This is a genomic window from Lysobacter sp. Hz25 (assembly GCF_046097045.1).
Taxonomy (GTDB): Bacteria; Pseudomonadota; Gammaproteobacteria; order Xanthomonadales; family Xanthomonadaceae; genus Lysobacter; species Lysobacter antibioticus_B.
The window spans coordinates 5452831-5468525 of record NZ_CP175666.1 but is presented as its reverse complement, the minus strand read 5'-3'; the positions used below and the strand labels follow the sequence as shown (position 1 = coordinate 5468525).

12 protein-coding genes and 1 pseudogene are annotated in these 15695 nt (G+C 68.9%); 7 read left to right on the top strand and 6 right to left on the bottom strand.

Going from position 1 to position 15695, the window contains the following annotated elements; genetic code table 11:
* The first annotated feature begins 53 nt into the window (after positions 1-53).
* Positions 54-1034 (top strand): TerC family protein, encoded by a 981-nt coding sequence (locus tag ACKN61_RS22530; RefSeq protein WP_408951319.1) that lies wholly within the window; start codon positions 54-56, stop codon positions 1032-1034.
* A gap of 89 nt (positions 1035-1123) precedes the next feature.
* Complete coding sequence (locus tag ACKN61_RS22525) at positions 1124-1993, top strand: DNA alkylation repair protein (RefSeq protein WP_408951318.1); 870 nt, start codon at positions 1124-1126, stop codon at positions 1991-1993.
* A gap of 21 nt (positions 1994-2014) precedes the next feature.
* On the opposite strand, the gene ACKN61_RS22520 is transcribed toward ACKN61_RS22525, so the two are convergent.
* Both ACKN61_RS22520 and ACKN61_RS22515 read right to left on the bottom strand, forming a co-directional pair.
* On the bottom strand, positions 2015-2830 hold the full coding sequence (locus tag ACKN61_RS22520) for a methyltransferase domain-containing protein (protein WP_408951317.1): 816 nt from the start codon (positions 2828-2830) through the stop codon (positions 2015-2017).
* 61 nt (positions 2831-2891) lie between these two features.
* Complete coding sequence (locus tag ACKN61_RS22515; RefSeq protein ID WP_408951316.1) at positions 2892-3770, bottom strand: helix-turn-helix domain-containing protein; 879 nt, start codon at positions 3768-3770, stop codon at positions 2892-2894.
* Positions 3771-3957: 187 nt separating this feature from the next.
* On the opposite strand from ACKN61_RS22515, the gene ACKN61_RS22510 reads away from it, so the two are divergent.
* Positions 3958-6594, top strand: coding sequence for a LysM peptidoglycan-binding domain-containing protein (locus ACKN61_RS22510; protein ID WP_408951315.1), 2637 nt, complete (start codon positions 3958-3960; stop codon positions 6592-6594).
* A gap of 64 nt (positions 6595-6658) precedes the next feature.
* Here the strand turns inward: ACKN61_RS22510 and ACKN61_RS22505 are convergent, their stop codons facing one another.
* Together ACKN61_RS22505 and ACKN61_RS22500 are read right to left on the bottom strand one after the other, a co-directional pair.
* A complete protein-coding gene (locus tag ACKN61_RS22505; RefSeq protein WP_408951314.1) occupies positions 6659-7714 on the bottom strand; it encodes an isoaspartyl peptidase/L-asparaginase family protein in 1056 nt (351 codons plus the stop codon).
* A gap of 38 nt (positions 7715-7752) precedes the next feature.
* Positions 7753-8817, bottom strand: coding sequence for a cyanophycinase (locus tag ACKN61_RS22500; protein ID WP_408951313.1), 1065 nt, complete (start codon positions 8815-8817; stop codon positions 7753-7755).
* A 151-nt stretch (positions 8818-8968) separates the two neighbouring features.
* On the opposite strand from ACKN61_RS22500, the gene ACKN61_RS22495 reads away from it, so the two are divergent.
* The 3 genes from ACKN61_RS22495 to ACKN61_RS22485 all read left to right on the top strand — a co-directional run bounded on the left by ACKN61_RS22495 (position 8969) and on the right by ACKN61_RS22485 (position 13809).
* Entirely contained in the window at positions 8969-9553 is a 585-nt protein-coding gene (locus tag ACKN61_RS22495) for an RNA polymerase sigma factor (RefSeq protein WP_408951312.1), read from the top strand.
* The gene (locus ACKN61_RS22490) at positions 9531-10622 is read left to right on the top strand and encodes a FecR family protein (protein WP_408951311.1); all 1092 of its coding nucleotides are present in this window, start codon (positions 9531-9533) and stop codon (positions 10620-10622) included. The genes ACKN61_RS22495 and ACKN61_RS22490 overlap by 23 nt, the downstream gene beginning before the upstream one ends.
* A gap of 391 nt (positions 10623-11013) precedes the next feature.
* Positions 11014-13809, top strand: coding sequence for a TonB-dependent receptor plug domain-containing protein (locus ACKN61_RS22485; RefSeq protein ID WP_408953893.1), 2796 nt, complete (start codon positions 11014-11016; stop codon positions 13807-13809).
* Between the two features lie 69 nt (positions 13810-13878).
* On the opposite strand, the gene ACKN61_RS22480 is transcribed toward ACKN61_RS22485, so the two are convergent.
* Positions 13879-14649 (bottom strand): trans-aconitate 2-methyltransferase, encoded by a 771-nt coding sequence (locus tag ACKN61_RS22480; RefSeq protein WP_408951310.1) that lies wholly within the window; start codon positions 14647-14649, stop codon positions 13879-13881.
* A gap of 304 nt (positions 14650-14953) precedes the next feature.
* Between ACKN61_RS22480 and ACKN61_RS22475 the strand changes: the two genes are divergently transcribed.
* A complete protein-coding gene (locus ACKN61_RS22475; RefSeq protein WP_152566224.1) occupies positions 14954-15292 on the top strand; it encodes a hypothetical protein in 339 nt (112 codons plus the stop codon).
* 113 nt (positions 15293-15405) lie between these two features.
* On the opposite strand, the pseudogene ACKN61_RS22470 reads toward ACKN61_RS22475, so the two are convergent.
* A pseudogene (locus ACKN61_RS22470) lies at positions 15406-15687 on the bottom strand (arsenic resistance protein); the annotation flags it as partial.
* Between the last annotated feature and the right edge of the window lie 8 nt (positions 15688-15695).

The following is a 15695-nucleotide window of genomic DNA, read 5'->3' as shown; positions in this document are numbered from 1 at the left end:
CGCGGCTGCGGTCGCGCAGTCCGCCGTCAGCTTTTCATCTCCGGGAGAACCACATGCAAACCATCGGAAGTCCGATGCTCTGGGGGGCGTTCGTCGCCTTCGTCGTCGTCGCCTTGCTCGTCGATCTGGTGCTGATGCGCCACGGCGGGCCGCACAAGGTGACCTTCAAGGAGGCCGCCTGGTGGAGCGTCGGCTGGATCGGCCTGGCGCTGGCGTTCAACGCCGGCCTGTGGTGGTGGGTGACCCAGCAGTCCGGCGCCGAGATCGGCAACCGCATCGGCCTGGAGTTCCTGACCGGCTACCTGGTCGAGAAATCGCTCGCGGTCGACAACATCTTCGTGTTCCTGATGCTGTTCTCCTATTTCGCCATGCCCGAGGAGCAGCGCCAGCGCGTGCTGGTGATCGGCGTGCTCGGCGCGATTGCGTTGCGCGCGATCCTGATCTTCGCCGGCGCCCTGTTGTTGGCGAAGTTCCACTGGATCCTGTACGTGTTCGGCGTGTTCCTGGTGGTGACCGGCATCAAGATGCTGTTGGCCGCCGGCAAGGCGCCCGACCTCGACAGCAACCCCTTGCTGAAATGGATGCGCAGCCATCTGCGCCTGACCGACGGCTACCATGGCGCGGCGATCTCGATCCAGCGCGACGGCCAGCGCTGGTACACGCCGCTGTTCGTGGTGATCGTATTGATCGGCGTCACCGACGTGATCTTCGCCGTCGACTCGATCCCGGCGATCTTCGCGATTACCGAAGACCCCTTCATCGTGCTGACCTCGAACGTGTTCGCCGTCCTCGGCCTGCGCGCGATGTTCTTCCTGCTGCAGGGCATGGCCGACCGCTTCCATCTGCTGCCCTACGGCCTGGCCCTGGTGCTGGTGTTCATCGGCGCCAAGATGCTGTTGATCGACGTGTACAAGGTGCCGATCCTGGTCTCGCTGCTCGGCGTCGCCGCGATCATCGGCGCTGCCATCGCCCTGAGCCTGCTGCGTCCGGCGCCGGCCAAGAGCGAGACCAAGACCGGCTCGACCGAGGTCTGATGCGGCGGGTCTGATCGCAAGCGTCGGGACATGGCGGACGGCGGCGCCGATGAGTACATTGGCGTCGCCGTCTTCACGTGGGTAAGGACATGGCCCGCACCGCCGCCACTCAGGCCGCCGCCAAGGCGACCCGCACGCCGCCCGCGAGCAAGCGGGCGGCTTCCAAGCGGGCGGCTTCCAAGCGGGAAGCTCCGGCCGCACCCGCATCGTCACCGCCGCTCGCCGAACGCCTGGCCGATGCGTTGGCGCAACTGCGCGCCGCCGCCAGCGCGAGCCATCGCGATGGCTTGGCGCGCTATGCGATCCCCACCGAGCGCGCGTTCGGCGTGCCGATGGCCTCGATCCAGGCCATCGCCAAACGCCTCGGCCGCGACCGCGAACTCGCCGAGGCCTTGTGGGGCAGCGGCTGGTACGAGGCGCGCTTGCTCGCGTCCTACCTCGACGACCCGGCTGAAGTCAGTGCCGCGCAGATGGATCGCTGGGGCCGCCAGTTCGACAACTGGGCGGTGTGCGACACCGTCTGCTTCGCCTTGTTCGATCGCAGTCCGCACGCCTGGCGCAAGATCGAGCAATGGGCCGGGCGCCGCGACGAATACCTCAAGCGCGCGGCGTTCGCACTGCTGGCCAGCAAGACCGTGCACGAAAAGGCCGCGCCGGACCAAGCCTTCCTGCACGGCTTGGAACTCGTCGAAGCCGGTGCCGGCGACGAACGCAACTTCGTCAAGAAGGCCGTCAACTGGGCCCTGCGCTCGATCGGCAAGCGCAATGCCGTCTTGCATGCCGCGGCGCTCGTCGTGGCGAAACGCCTGGCTGCTTCCGAAGAGGCGGCGCCGCGCTGGGTCGGCAAGGATGCGCTGCGCGAACTCAGCAGCGCGGCGGTGATCGCCCGCGTCGCGGCCAAGGCCGCGCGCGCGCCGGCACGAAAGGCGGTGGCGAAGGCACCGCGCAAGAACAAGTAGGCGCTGGCCGGGCCGCGAGGCTCAACTGCGCCGCCATTTTTCCGCCACGCCCTTGAAGAAGGTGTAGCAGAAAGTGCCGTCGGCGCGGGTGGTGCGGCGCAGGTCGGCGAGGCCGGCGTCGAACTCGGCCGGCGTGCTCAGCCCGGCGGCGATCGCGGCATCGCGCACGCCTTCGACCATCGCGCAGAAGGTCTTGTCGGTGAACCCGTCGACGAGCGCGGGGCGGCCGGCATCGGCATAGACCATGCGCGGCGACACCGCGACCCGGTCGAAGCCGACTGCGACCAGCAGCGGATACAGGCTGCGACCGATCAGGGCGTTGCCGCCGGCGCGGCGTTGCAGTTCGACCTGGCAATCGATCGTCGCGCGTGCGGCGGCGCTGTCGGGGTGGAAGCAGATCGTGCCGTGGTCGCCTTCGATCACCGTGATCGTGCCGCCGGGCTTGAGCACGCGGTCGAGCAAGGCCAGGGCCGCGAGCGGACGCGCCAGGTGTTCGAGCACGAAGCAGACGAACACGTGATCGAAGCTGCCGTCCGCGAACGGCAGTTCGAACAGATCGGCCTGCAGGAACTCGACGTTGTCGAGGCCGGCCGCGTCGGCGCGCCGGCGCGCTTCATCGACCGACTCGGCGGAACGGTCGATCGAGGTGAACTGCGTTCTCGGGCTGCGTCGGGCCAGGGTCAGGGTCTGGGCGCCGACGCCGCAGCCGACTTCGAGCACGCGGCTGCCGGGCGGATAGACGGTGTCGGCGTGCAGCAGGTCGGCGAGGGTGCCGGCCTGATCCTGAAGGCGTGCGTGTTCGCGCGGGTGATAACCGTGGACGTAGTTGGAAGTCATGGCGGCGGTATCGAGGACGGAGACGGCAGTCTCGTGCGGCCTCGACCGCGCGTCTTGAAGCTTATTGCGGCGGTGCGACGCCGTCGTTGCGCGGCCGGCGAGGCGCTGCCGCCCGCTGCCAGGCGCCCGGGGTGAAACCGAACTGGCGCGCGAACGCACGCGTCATATGGCTCTGATCGGCGAAGCCGCTGTCGGCCGCGGCATCGGTCAGGCTGCGGCCGCGCCGGATCAGGTCGCGGGCGCGCTCGACCCGCTGCTGGACCAGCCAGGCGTGCGGCGGCAGGCCGTAGGCGCGCTGGAAGCGGCGCAGCAGTTGGTACTTGGTCAGCCCGAAGGGGGCCGCCAGCTCGTCCAGGCTCGGCGCCCGCTGCGGGTCGTCGGCGAGCCGTTCGCGCACCCGGGCGAGGTCGGCCGACACCGCCGCTGCCGGCGCCTGGGTGCTGTGGCGTTCGAGCAATTGCGCGCAGACCTGCACCAGGGCTTCTTCGCAGGCCAGGGTGGCGTCGTCGTGGGCCTGGCCCTGGTTCCAGCGGTCGAGACGGGCGAACAAGCGCAACAGCAAGCCCTGCAATCGGGCGTCGCGGATGACCGGGCGGACCAGCTCCAGCGAGCCCGCCGACGCCAGCGACGGCGCAACGCAGGGCGCGCTCATCGAATGCATCAGCTGCGGGTCGAGGTAAAGCATGCGCCAGCGCCGTGCGCCGCCGAGCGGGCGGCCGTCGTGCACTTCGCCGGGGTTGGTCGTGATCAGGTCGCCGGCGCGGGCGTCGACCTGGCCGCGTCCGCTCGCCGAACTCTGCGCGCCGCGTTCGAGCAGGCCGAGGCCGTAGGTTGCATGCCAATGACGGCCGAACTCGCGCGCGCTGTCGATCTGGGTGCCGTACAAGCCGGCCCAGGGCGAGGCGGTGACGCGGCAGCGATGGTCCGGGGCGGCGGGCATGGCGCCAATCATCGCACCCCCATCGCATGTCATCGCATCGCTCTGCCCGGACGCCGCCGCGCCGTGCCGGTGCCAGCGGCATGGCCGCCATACCGCGGCCTAGGGACCGCCCTAGCGTTCGCCGCCGCCGCGCCGGTGCTACGGTCCCCGCCAAACGACTTTCGCCGGAACCCGAGCGGACCACGCCATGAGCTTCATCAATTTCGTCGATTCCGTTTCGCGCGCGGTGCAGCAGCTCGCGACCCAACCGGCCGCGCCGGTGCACGTGGTCCAGCGCCACGAGACCTTGCCCGACATCGCCGCGCAACACCGCGGCACGGTGCCGCAGGCGGTCTACGAACAGAGCCTCAAGGACGCCAACCCGCAGGTCTTGAACTGGGAGGCGCTGTACCCGGACACGCCGCTGCAACTGCCGCCCGCGCACGACGGCGAGGCCGATCCGGTGGTCCATGCCGCCGCGCCGGCCCAGGCCGACAAGCCGGCGCTGTCGCCGGAAGCGCAGCGCGTCGACGCCGCGCTCAAGGCCGACGCCCAGCAGTCCACGCCGCAGACCCAGGCCGAGTTGAAGTCGGCGATCCAGGCCGAGATGAAGGCGCGTTTCCAGGTCGAGTTCGACGCGCGCCCGACCGGCGCGACCTACGACACCAAGGCGATCGCGTCCTATGGCGACAGCATCGCCGCGCGCCACGCCGACGACCCGGCGGCGCAGGCGAGCATCAAGGCCACGGTCAAGGACATCAGCATCGACCACGAAGTCGAATTCGCGCTGACGGTGTCCGGCGGCGGCGATGCCAAGTCGGTCATGTCGATCCTCAAGTCGCAATGGGCGTCGATGTCGCCGGAGGCGCAGGCGCGCCTGGCGACCAGCCCCGAGCTGGGCCGCTTGCTCAACGACAAGGTCGAGCCCTACGTGGCGGCGCCGTATGCGAACTTCAGCAGCGACGACCCGCGCGAGCAGCGCGGGCCGGCCAACGAGGCGGCCAAGCGTCTGGCCGAACTGGTCGACGGCCTGCCGCCCGAACTCGCCAATGCGGTGGTGACGCAGAACCTCGACACGGTGATGCGCATCGTCCAGGTCAAGCCCATGTACGCCGGCGAGAAGTTCGGCGGCAGTTCCTATGCCGACATGGCGCGCGTGGTCGGCGCGCTCGGCAACGGCGAGGACGGCAAGCGCATGCGCGCAGACATCGCCAGCATGTACCTGGCCAACCCGGAAGCGCTGCGCGGGCAGTGGGTGCCGTTCTCGGAGAACATCTCCAATGCGATCCGCGACGGCGCCAGCCCGGCGCTCGCGCTGGAGATGGCTCAGCAACTCAAGAATCAGGGCTTGAACGAACAGGCCGGCGTGTTCCTGCGCGGCATCAGCCACGGCGCCGAGTTGCTGCAAGGCAAGATCGACGCCGACCTGAAGGAATACCAGTCGATGATGGGCGAGCTCGGCCGCCTGTTGAAGTACTCCGAAGGCCTGCCGCCGGAAGCGATCTCGCAGGCGGTCGACAAGTACCTGGCCGACAAGGGCAAGAGCGATCCGGGTTGGCTGGAGAAATTCCACGGCCTCGAAGACCGCCTGACCACGAACGCGAACGTGCTCAAGGACACCCTGGGCGGCTTGAACGCTTTGCCCGAGGACCTCAAGGCGACTTATCCGGACCTCGGCAAGGAAATGCAGGCGGTCGCCAACAACGACTCGGTGCTGCAGGCCTTCGGCCTGGCTGCCGCGCGCGATCGCGATTTCCTGATCGGCGCCGAGGCCGATGCGGCGACCAAGCTGTTCGACGTCACCAAGGTGTCCAAGGAAGGCGCCGAGTACCTCAAGCGCCTGGCCAACGACGGCATCCAGCAGGCGGCGTTGAAGGTCTTCTCCGACCTCGATTCCTCCGACCCGACCAGCATCGCCAACGCCAAGACCCAGCTCGAATCGCTGAGCACGCGTTACGCCAGCCTGCTCGGCAAGGACTCCGAGCAATACCGCGAGGCGATCCGCGCGCTCGAAGGCCTGACCAGCGTGCCGGCGGGCGACACCGCGGCGATGGAGGCCCAGCTCAAGCAGTTCAACCAGGCATTGAGCGGTATCGACGGCTTCAACGCCAATCAGCCCGCCGGCGTGACCTTCCGTTCGCTCGGCGTGGCCGCGGCTGGGCTGGCCTTCGCCAAATCGAGCAGCGACCTGATCAGCGACCCGGGCTGGGCCAACGCGGTCGGCGCCTTCGCCGATGCCGCGGGCTTGGCCAAGGACGTGCGCGATATGATGCATCGCCCGGGCAGCATCCCGATCGACGCCGATTCGGCGCTGGCCGACAGCCACGCCCGCGCCGGCGTGCGCTTCGAGAACTGGAACCGCGCGCTGGGCCTGCTGTCGGCGACCGGCGACATCGCCAAGATGGCCGACGCCCTATTGTCCGACCGTCCGTACAAGGAAGCCGAAGCGGCGTTGTACGGATTGGGCGCGACCGGCACGGTGGTGATGACGCTGACCAGCGGCCCGGTCGGCGCCATCGTCGGCGCGGTGATGATCGGCGTGTCGGTGTTCGGCCAGTCGGCCCTCGCCGACACCCGCGACAAGGACGCCAAGATCAAGGGCTCGCAGGAGTTCCTGCAGAACGCCGGCTTCGACGCCGATGCGGCGCGGATCATGGGCGATCTCGGCGAAGACGAGCACTACCAGTCGATCCCGGTGGTGCCGCTAATGATGGAATACGGCAAGCGCGACGGCCTGGGCACCGGCAAGCCGATGACGCCGGAAGAGACCATCAAGGCGATCAACGACATGCCGCCGGATCAGCTGCAGGCCATGGTCAACCGCTTGCGCATCGCCGCGCGCTGACGCCTGCGAGCGAATCGCGACGGCCGTTGCGGCCGTCGCGGCCGGTCGAACCGTACTGCTGCGATCAGGGCGTGTCGGAAGGCTCCGCCAGGGCCTCGTCCTGGTAGATCGCCACGTGCGGCACGCCGTCGGCGCCGATCCAGCCGCGGTACATGCCTTCGGTGTTGAAGGGCAGGGCGAAACGGCCGTCGGCGCCGAGCGCGATCGCGCCGCCGTCGCCGCCGGCCTTCGGGATCGCCTCGTTGATCACCGCCTTGGCGGCCTCGCCGATGCTCTGCCCGGCGTACTGCACGCGCGCGCAGATGTCGTAGGCGGCGACCGCGCGGATGTAGTACTCGCCCCAGCCGGTGCCGGACACCGCACAGCGCGCGTTCGCATAGGTGCCGGCGCCGATGATCGGCGAATCGCCGACGCGGCCGTAGCGCTTGTTGGTCATGCCGCCGGTCGAGGTGCCCGCGGCGAGGCGGCCGTCGGCATCGAGCGCGACCGCGCCGACCGTGCCGAAGTGCTTGGCGGTTTCGACATCGGCGTGGGCCTTGCCCGAGGCCTCTTCCTTGAGCGCCTTCTGCAACTGCTGCCAGCGCTTCTCGGTGCGGAAATAAGACGGATCGACCAGCGTCACGCCCTGTTCGCGGGCGAAGGCTTCGGCGCCGTCGCCGACCATCATCACGTGCTTGGATTTCTCCATCACCGTGCGCGCGAGCAGGATCGGGTTCTTGACCCGGTGCACGCCGGCGATCGCACCGGCGCGCAGGCTGGCGCCGTCCATCACCGCCGAGTCGAGTTCGTTCTGGCCGTCGTGATTGAACACCGCGCCGCGGCCGGCGTTGAACATCGGCGCGTCCTCGAGCACGGTGATCGCGGCGGTGACGGCGTCCAGCGCGGGCTTGCCGGCCTTCAGCTGCGCATGGCCGGCGCGCAGGGCTTGTTCGAGCGCGGCGCGCGCGGCGGTTTCGTCGGCCGGGGTCAGGCCGGCGCGTTCGACGCCGGCGCCGCCGTGGATCACCAGCACCGGTTTCGTCGCCTTTTTGTTCGCCGGCGGTGCGTCGGCGGCGTGGGCGAGAGTTGCCGAGCCGAGCAGCAGCCAGGCGAAACAATGATGACGCAGGGCAGTTGGCATGTTCGGCTCCGGATAGCCCCGGCGAGGGGCGAGAGTGCTCAGGGCGGCGGCGGGGGCGCTGCGTTCGCATCGCGCCGGACCAGACGCCCCGCTTCGACATCATAAAGCGCGGAGAAGGCCGGGCGCTCCACGCGGAAATCCGCCAGGTGCAGCACGCTGTCGCCGCCGACGCCGAGCACCGGCACCGCGCGCACACTGAGCGGCTTGCCCGCGGCATAGACCTCGGCCGCCGGCTGCGGACCCACCAGCCAGGCGTGGCCGCCGTTGCCGCTGAAGACGCGGCCGATGCCGTCGCCGTCGATGCACAGCGCGGTGTACTCGTCGACGCCGATGCCGACCAGGTCGTCGCGGCCTTGTTTCTGCGCCAGCCGCGCCAGCATCGCGATCAGGCGGCCGAGCCGCTCGCGCTTGCCGAAATGGCTGTCGGTGAGCACGCGTTCGAGATAGGGCAGGTGCAGGAAATCATCGACCAAGGTCAGCGCCGGTCCGCTCGGGTCGCGCAAGGCGTCCTTTGAGGTCAGGCTGCCGCCGTCCATGGCGCCGTAGGCGTGCGCGCCGAGGATCGCCAGCCCCGCGCTGGTGCCGCCGATCGGCTTGCCGGCGCGCACGTGCGCATCCAGCGCGCGACTGAGCGGCGTGCCTTTCCAATAGCGCACGTAGTTGGACTGATCGCCGCCGGCCAGGAAGATACCGTCGGCCTGGCGCACGATCTCCAGCACCTGCGGGTCGCTGGCGGCGCGGCGATCCTCGAACACCAGGGTCTGCGCGGCGGTGATGCCGCCGATGTCCCGGAAGAACTCCTCCTGCGCCTCAGTGCTGCCGGAGGCGCGCAGGATCACGATGCGGCCGTGGCCGGCGCGTTCGATCATCCAGCGGAACGCCGGGTAGGGCCAATCGCCGCCCCCGACCAGCATCGCCCCGGCGCGGGTCGGCGCCGGCCGCGGCGCGGCGAGGTCGCCGATCGCGTAATAGCGATAGCCGTTGCGGCGCGAGTCGGTGGTGTCCGCGGCGAAGGCGCTGGTGCAGCAAACGGCCAGGACAGCGCCGAGCACGCCTCGGCACAGCGTTCCAACCAACACGGACCGGTGGGACCACAGGCGCATCGTTCGACTCCGGCTGGGTATGAAGGGCCAAGACGAACCAACCCCGACTTTCCCCCATGTCCGTTCGCAAATTCGCGCCCGCGCGCGCAATCCGCCGATCGGCTGCTGCGGCCACTACGGAATGGACGTCGGAATCGGCTAAGGTCGGCGCATGAACGCCGCCCTCGACGCCTGGTTCGCCCGCGAGATCCTCGTGCACGAAGAGGCGCTGGTGCATGTGCTGCGGCGTTATTGGCCGCATCGCGACGACCTCCACGATCTGCGCCAGGAGGTCTACGTCCGCGTGTACGAGGCTGCCGGCAAGGCCTTGCCGACCCAGCCCAAGTCGTTCCTGTTCGCGACTGCGCGGCACCTCATGACCGACCGCCTGCGCCGCGGCAAGGTGGTGTCGATCGAGCCGGTGGGTGATTTCGAGGCTTTGAACGTCTTGATAGACGAGGTCTGTCCGGAGCGCCGGCTCGGCGCGCGGCAGATCCTCAAGCGTCTCGCCGAAGCCTTCGACCGTCTGCCCGATCGCTGCCGCGAGGTGGTGTGGCTGCGCCGGGTCGACGAGTTGTCGCAGAAGGAAGTGGCCGAGCGTCTGGGCATCAGCGAGAAGACCGTGGAGAAACAGATGGCCAAGGGGGTGCGCCTGATTGCCGAGTATTTCTACGGCGGCGAACCTCCGCGTGCGGATTTGCCGCGCAAGCCGCAGGCCGACAAGGAAACGGAACATGGCAAGCAGCAGACAGATTGAGCGCGACGCGGCGCAGTGGTTAGCCAGGCGCGAGGGCGGCGATTGGTCGGCGCTGGAACAGGCCGAGCTCGACGCCTGGCTTGCGGCCTCGACCGCGCACCGGGTCGCGTTCCTGCGTCTGGACGCGGCTTGGGCGCAGAGCGACCGGCTCAAGGCGCTCGGCGCCGGCACCGCTTCGGACGGCGTGCCGGCGCGTGGGCAATGGATGCATTCGAGCTTCGATCTGCAGGCGCCGCGCGCCGAGTCGATGCCGGAACCGCCGACGCCGGCCGCGACCGGTCACGACGCCGCCGCGCTGGTGTTCGCGCCGCGCCGCTCGGCCGCGCGCGGCGGCCGTGGCCTGCGTTATGCGGGCGTCGCGATGCTGGCCTTGTTGAGCGTCGCCTCGTTCTGGGGTTGGCAGCGTCAGGCCGTGGTCGAACAGGTTTCGTACCGCACCGCGATGGGCGACCTCAGCGACGTCGCCCTGGCCGACGGCTCGCAGGCGACGCTGAGCAGCGACAGCCGCATCGAGGTGGCCTTGTCGCGTAGCGAGCGCCATGTCGAGCTGCAGCAGGGCGAGGCCTTCTTCGATGTCGCCAAGGACGCGCGGCGGCCGTTCGCGGTGGCAGCCGGCGGCCGCCGGGTGATCGCGGTCGGCACCCGCTTCTCGGTGCGCCGCGAGGGCGCTGACTTGCGCGTGGTCGTCACCGAAGGCACGGTGCGGCTCGAATCCGAGCCGGTCGGCGGCCGTCGCCAGCCGACCAGCGTGTTGCCGGCCGGCAGCACCGCCTTCGCCAGCCGCAGCGGCGTGTTGGTGCGCATCGGTTCGGTCGAGGACGCCGAGCGCCAGGTAGATTGGCGTCGCGGCTATCTGGTGTTCCGCGACACGCCGTTGAGCGTGGCCGCGGCCGAGTTCAACCGCTACAACGCCCGCAAGATCGTCATCGGCGATGCCGCCGCGGGCGAGCTGCGGGTCGGCGGCAACTTCCGCTGGTCCAACACCGAAGTGTTCGTGCGCCTGCTCGAACAGGTCACGCCGGTCCGCGTCGAGCACCGCCCGGACCGGATCGTCCTGCACAGCCGCTAGCCGGCTCCGCGCCGGCAGGCCGCAGCGCGTGCGGGATTTGCCGGCTTCGTTCGTCCTGATATCCCGATGGGCGCTGCAAGGCGCCGATGGGGAGGGGAACCCGATGTCGCGAAGTGCGCGTGTGTGGTGGTTGAGTCTGGCCTGTTCGGCCGCGTTGTCCGCCCAGGCGCAAGTCGCGGCGAAGCGGGAGGCGATCGATATTCCGGCGGGGGAGCTGGTGTCGGCGCTGGACGTGTTGGCGAGGCAGTCGGGGGTGCAGTTCGTCTACCGCGCCGACCGTTTGCAGGGGCTGCGCACACGCGGGGTGCGGGGCGCGATGTCGGCCGAGGCCGCGCTCGACCGCCTGCTGCTCGGTAGCGGTCATGTGGCGCGGCGTGATGCGTCGGGGGCGATGGTGATCGTCAAGGATCCGACGCCGCCGAAGCCGCGCAAGAAGACCTCACTGGCGCCGATGGGGAGCGGCGCCGACATCGTCGAAGCATCGCCGCCGTCGACGACCGAGCTGGAGGGCGTGCAGGTCACCGGCTCACGCATTCCGCGCAGCCAGATCGAAGGCCCGGCGCCGATCACGGTGATGACCGCGCAGGAGATCAAGGCCAACGGCTTCACCACCGTGCCCGACGTGCTGCGGGCGATGACCCAGAACGGCGGCGAGACCCAAAGCCAGCAGTCGGCCAGCGCCGCCGACTTCTCGCCGGGCGCGCAGCAGGTCGACCTGCGCGGGCTCGGCCCAAACCACACCCTGGTGCTGGTCAACGGCCGCCGCATCGCCGACTTTCCGATGCCGTTCAAGGGCCGCAGCAACTTCACCGACATCTCGAATATTCCGCTCGGCATGGTCGACCGGATCGAGATCCTGACCGGCAGCGCCTCGGCGATCTACGGCTCGGATGCGATCTCCGGCGTGGTCAACTTCATCCTCAAAAAGCGCGCCGACGGCACCACCGTCGACTTCCGCCTCGGCGACACTACGCGCGGCGGCGGCGAGTCGTTCAACCTCAGCGTCTCCAGTGGCTACGGCCGCGATCGCTTCAACGCGGTCTACGGTTTCGAGCTGCAGGTGCAGAACCCGCTATGGGCCTACGAGCGCTCGATCCAGGACTCGACCCGGGATGCGCCGACCGCGAGCACGCGCGCCGCGCGACGCGCCTTCCTGCGCACCAACTGGTACGACGAATACCTCGACCCCGGCGCCGCCTGCGGCGCCTTGGCCTCGCTCAACGGCGGCAACACCTACCGCGCTTCGCGTCCCGGCTGGGGGCCGGACGGCGAGGCCGGCTACTACTGCGGCAGCGACGAGTCGATCGGCTACGGCACCATGATCAACAAGCGCGAAGGCCTCAATGCCTACGCCTCGTTGAGCTACGCCTTCGGCGACACCAGCGAATGGTTCGCCGATGTGCAACTGGGCTACCACGAGTTATCGATGTACCGCGACGTCACCGAATGGAGCTACCAAGCCCCGGACGGCAACGAAGCCGGTTATTTCCACAACCGCGCCACCGACCAGGTCGAGTATTGGCAGCGGCAGTTCTCGCCCGAGGAAATGGGCGGCCTGTACCGCGGCATGATCCGCAACCGGCAGCGCACTTTCAGCTTGGCCACCGGCTTCAAGGGCCGCTTCGGCGAGGCCTGGGATTGGGAAGCCGCGCTGAGCCATTCGCAGTACCAATCGACGATCGGTTGGCCGCAGATCGTCGCGTCCCGGGCCAACGATCTGTTCCTTGGGCCGCAGCTCGGCGTCGACGACGACGGCTTCGCGATCTTCGATGCCGACCCCGAGCGCCTGTACCGGCCGCTGAGCCGGCAGGAGTACGACGCGATCGGCGCGCGTTCGACCTATCGGCCGAAGTCGCGCACCGACGCGCTGTCGCTGACCCTGACCAATACCGAGCTGTTCGCCCTGCCGGCCGGTGCGGTCGGCTTCGCCGGCACGCTCGAACTCGGCAACCAAAGCTACGACCTGCGCCCCGACCCGCTCGCCACCGGCTATCACTACTACAGCTGGCGCGATTCGGACGGCCGCGGCAGCCGCGACCGCTGGGCCGCGGCGGGCGAGTTACGCTTGCCCGTGCTCGACAGCTTGAACCTCAGCGTCGCCGGCCGTTACGACCAATACCGCTACGGCGGACACGACATCGACAAGTTCACCTACAGCGCCGGCCTGGAATGGCGGCCGCTCGACTCCCTGCTGCTGCGCGGCTCCTACGGCACCGCGTTCCGCGCGCCGGACCTGCATTACGTGTTCGCCGGCGAAGGCAACCAGGAATCGAGTGGGATCGACTATTACCGTTGCCGCAGCGAAGAGCCCGACAGCGATCTCAACGATTGCTCGTACGGCGACGAAGGCCTGGTCGTCACCCGCAGCGGCAACCGCAAGCTGGAACCGGAAACCAGCACCTCGTGGACCGCCGGCGTGGTCTGGTCGCCGCGCCCGAATCTGGACTTCTCCGCCGACTACTTCGAGATCGATCTGCGCGACCAGGTCCAGGACCTGCGTATCGACGACGTGCTGCGCGACGAAGCCGGCTGCCGCCTCGGCACGCGCGCCGACGGCAGCACGGTCGATGCCGGCTCGCCGACCTGCGCCGATGCTTTGGCACGGATCCGGCGCTCCGACGAAGGCAAGCTCTACGGCGTCTACGTCAACCCGATCAACATCGCCAGCGAACGCACCAGCGGCGTCGATTTCAGCACCCATTACCGCCTCGACACCGGCCTGGGCACCTTTCGCCTCGGCGCCAGCTACACCTGGGTGCGCGAGCACGAAAGCCAGCAGTACGTCGGCGACCGCGTCGAAAACCAGTTCGCGGTCAACAGCGGCTTCGACATCCCGCGCACCAAGACCAGCGCCAGCGTGAGCTGGGAAAAGGAGCGCTGGTCGGCGACCGTGCACGGCGAACGCCTGGGCCGGTTGCCGAGCGGGGATTCCTACAACGAGGTCTACGAGCCCGGCGGCGACACCAGCGCCTGGATCGGCGCGACTTATCGCTACAACGCTTCGCTGCGCTACCGCTTCAGCGACCACGCCCAACTGTCGCTGGCGGTGACCAATCTGTTCGACAAGCTGCCGCCGAAGGATGCGACCTACAGCAGCTATCCGTATTACGACGTGTCCTGGTTCGATGCCGTCGGCCGCCAGGTCTTTCTGCAGTACACCCACAAATTTGGCGGCCGAGCGTTATAGGCCAACCCCGCGTCCCGCGGCAAGGATGGCCGCGGGGCGATTTTCCATCGCTGGCCGCATTCTCGCGATTCAGCGCTGCGCCGTGCGCGCGACGACGAAGATGCGGCGGAACTCGAACCAGGTGGTGCCGTCGCTGCGCGGCGGATAGGCGCGGTCGAGCCGCGGCGCGAGTTCGGCGCGGAAGCGTTGCCAATCGGCGCCATCGAGCGCGGCCTGGATCGGTCGCAAGGCCGTGCCGCTGATCCATTCCAGCACTGCATCCGGGCCGGACAAACGCTGCACGTAGGTGGTTTCCCAGGCATCGACTTCGCAGTCCTGCGTCGCCAGCAATTCGGCGTAGGCGCGCGGCGCATCGACCGCGCCCCCTTCGCGCAGTTCCACCGAGCCCAGCAGCGGCGCCCACGACGCGCTGGCCGCCAGCTCGCGCACCAAAGCGTGCGAGGGCGCATCGAAGTTGCCCGGCACCTGGATCGCCAACCACGCGCCGCCCGGCAACTGACGCGCCCAGCGTCGCAGCAACTCGCGATGCTCGGGCACCCATTGCAGCACCGCGTTCGAAACCACCACGTCGGTGTCGGGGCGCGGCACCCAGTCGCGCACGTCGCGCAATTCGGCGGCGACGCCGGCGGCTTGCGCCGCCTGCACCATCTCCGGCGAGTTGTCGCTGGCTTCGAGCGTGGCCTTGGGCCAGCGTGCGGCCAAAGCACGGGTCAGATTGCCCGGGCCGCAGCCCAAGTCGACCACGCGGCGAGGGTGCTCGGCGCGCACGCGTTCGATCAGGTCGAAGAACGGCCGGCCGCGCAGATCGGCGAAGTCGAGGTATTTGTCGGGGTCCCACATGGCGAGCTCCGCGAACCGATGGTCGGTCTGTCTTGCTGGTCTTGCTTGTTCGTTTTGGGTGGTCCGCCTTCGTGCATGCGCGGCGCTGCGATCGGCCTGCGCGGTGGGTAGCTCGGCGTTGCAGTTCACGCTCAGCATTCCATCGCCGGCGTTAACGCGATGTTGAATCGTGTGGGCGATCACAAGCCGAGCGTGAGCGACTAGGGCCTTCGGCAAGTCTATGAACGAACGGTCATAAACTTCGCCGCCGCATCGATTATGGTGCCGCGCACAGGGGGCTTCGTCCTGACCGGAGCCTTGCACCATGAGTACGAAACTTTCCGCGGACGCTACGACGCTGCCCTTGAGTTACTGGGCGTTGAACTATCGTCATGCGGCGTTCTATCGCGATGGCACCCGGTTCGAGGATTACGCACCGGCGATCTATCTCGGCATCACCGCGCAGATCGAGAATCCGGGCCTGGTCTTCGACGACGTGGTGCCCGAGCTGGAAGCGCGTTATCAGCAAATCTGTTCTGGATCGACGCTGTCGTGGTCGCAGGCCGCCTGTGCGGCGGAAGCGGCGTGGACGCGTGCGCGGATGATTTCCGGCGCGGCCCGCGCCGCGTTCGAATCCGAGCTCGCCCGGCGTCGCGCCGCCTGAACCCGGCGATGCGCGCCCGCGGCCGTCGGCCCGGGCGCGCCGATTCTTTACTCGCTACTTTTGCGCTCAGACGCACGCTTGGTACCGGCTCTTGCTGGCATTGACGATCCGCACCACGCCAGCCGCGCCATCGAGAACGGTTCGGCCGCCCAGTTCACCACAGGGTCATGCCCATGCCGCGCCACTGCCGTCGCAGCTGCGCCATCGCCGCGAAGTCGATCTTCAACAGCATCGGCACGATCATCAGCCAGATCAGCGCCGCCACCGGCAGGTTGACCTTGGCGACCTCGGCCTCGCCGAGCGTCGCGAACAGCCCTGGCAGGGCGTAGCCGAGCGCGGTGCCGGCGACGATGCGGGCGCACCCACCAGGTCAGGTGGCGCTCGAACGCGCCCATGCGCTTGG

Bases quoted from the DNA above. Each gene is read 5' to 3' on its own strand.
- ACKN61_RS22530 (WP_408951319.1), top strand. From the start codon at position 54: ATGCAAACCATCGGAAGTCCGATGCTCTGGGGGGCGTTCGTCGCCTTC.
- ACKN61_RS22525 (WP_408951318.1), top strand. From the start codon at position 1,124: ATGGCCCGCACCGCCGCCACTCAGGCCGCCGCCAAGGCGACCCGCACG.
- ACKN61_RS22520 (WP_408951317.1), bottom strand. From the start codon at position 2,830: ATGACTTCCAACTACGTCCACGGTTATCACCCGCGCGAACACGCACGC.
- ACKN61_RS22515 (WP_408951316.1), bottom strand. From the start codon at position 3,770: ATGCCCGCCGCCCCGGACCATCGCTGCCGCGTCACCGCCTCGCCCTGG.
- ACKN61_RS22510 (WP_408951315.1), top strand. From the start codon at position 3,958: ATGAGCTTCATCAATTTCGTCGATTCCGTTTCGCGCGCGGTGCAGCAG.
- ACKN61_RS22505 (WP_408951314.1), bottom strand. From the start codon at position 7,714: ATGCCAACTGCCCTGCGTCATCATTGTTTCGCCTGGCTGCTGCTCGGC.
- ACKN61_RS22500 (WP_408951313.1), bottom strand. From the start codon at position 8,817: ATGCGCCTGTGGTCCCACCGGTCCGTGTTGGTTGGAACGCTGTGCCGA.
- ACKN61_RS22495 (WP_408951312.1), top strand. From the start codon at position 8,969: ATGAACGCCGCCCTCGACGCCTGGTTCGCCCGCGAGATCCTCGTGCAC.
- ACKN61_RS22490 (WP_408951311.1), top strand. From the start codon at position 9,531: ATGGCAAGCAGCAGACAGATTGAGCGCGACGCGGCGCAGTGGTTAGCC.
- ACKN61_RS22485 (WP_408953893.1), top strand. From the start codon at position 11,014: ATGGTGATCGTCAAGGATCCGACGCCGCCGAAGCCGCGCAAGAAGACC.
- ACKN61_RS22480 (WP_408951310.1), bottom strand. From the start codon at position 14,649: ATGTGGGACCCCGACAAATACCTCGACTTCGCCGATCTGCGCGGCCGG.
- ACKN61_RS22475 (WP_152566224.1), top strand. From the start codon at position 14,954: ATGAGTACGAAACTTTCCGCGGACGCTACGACGCTGCCCTTGAGTTAC.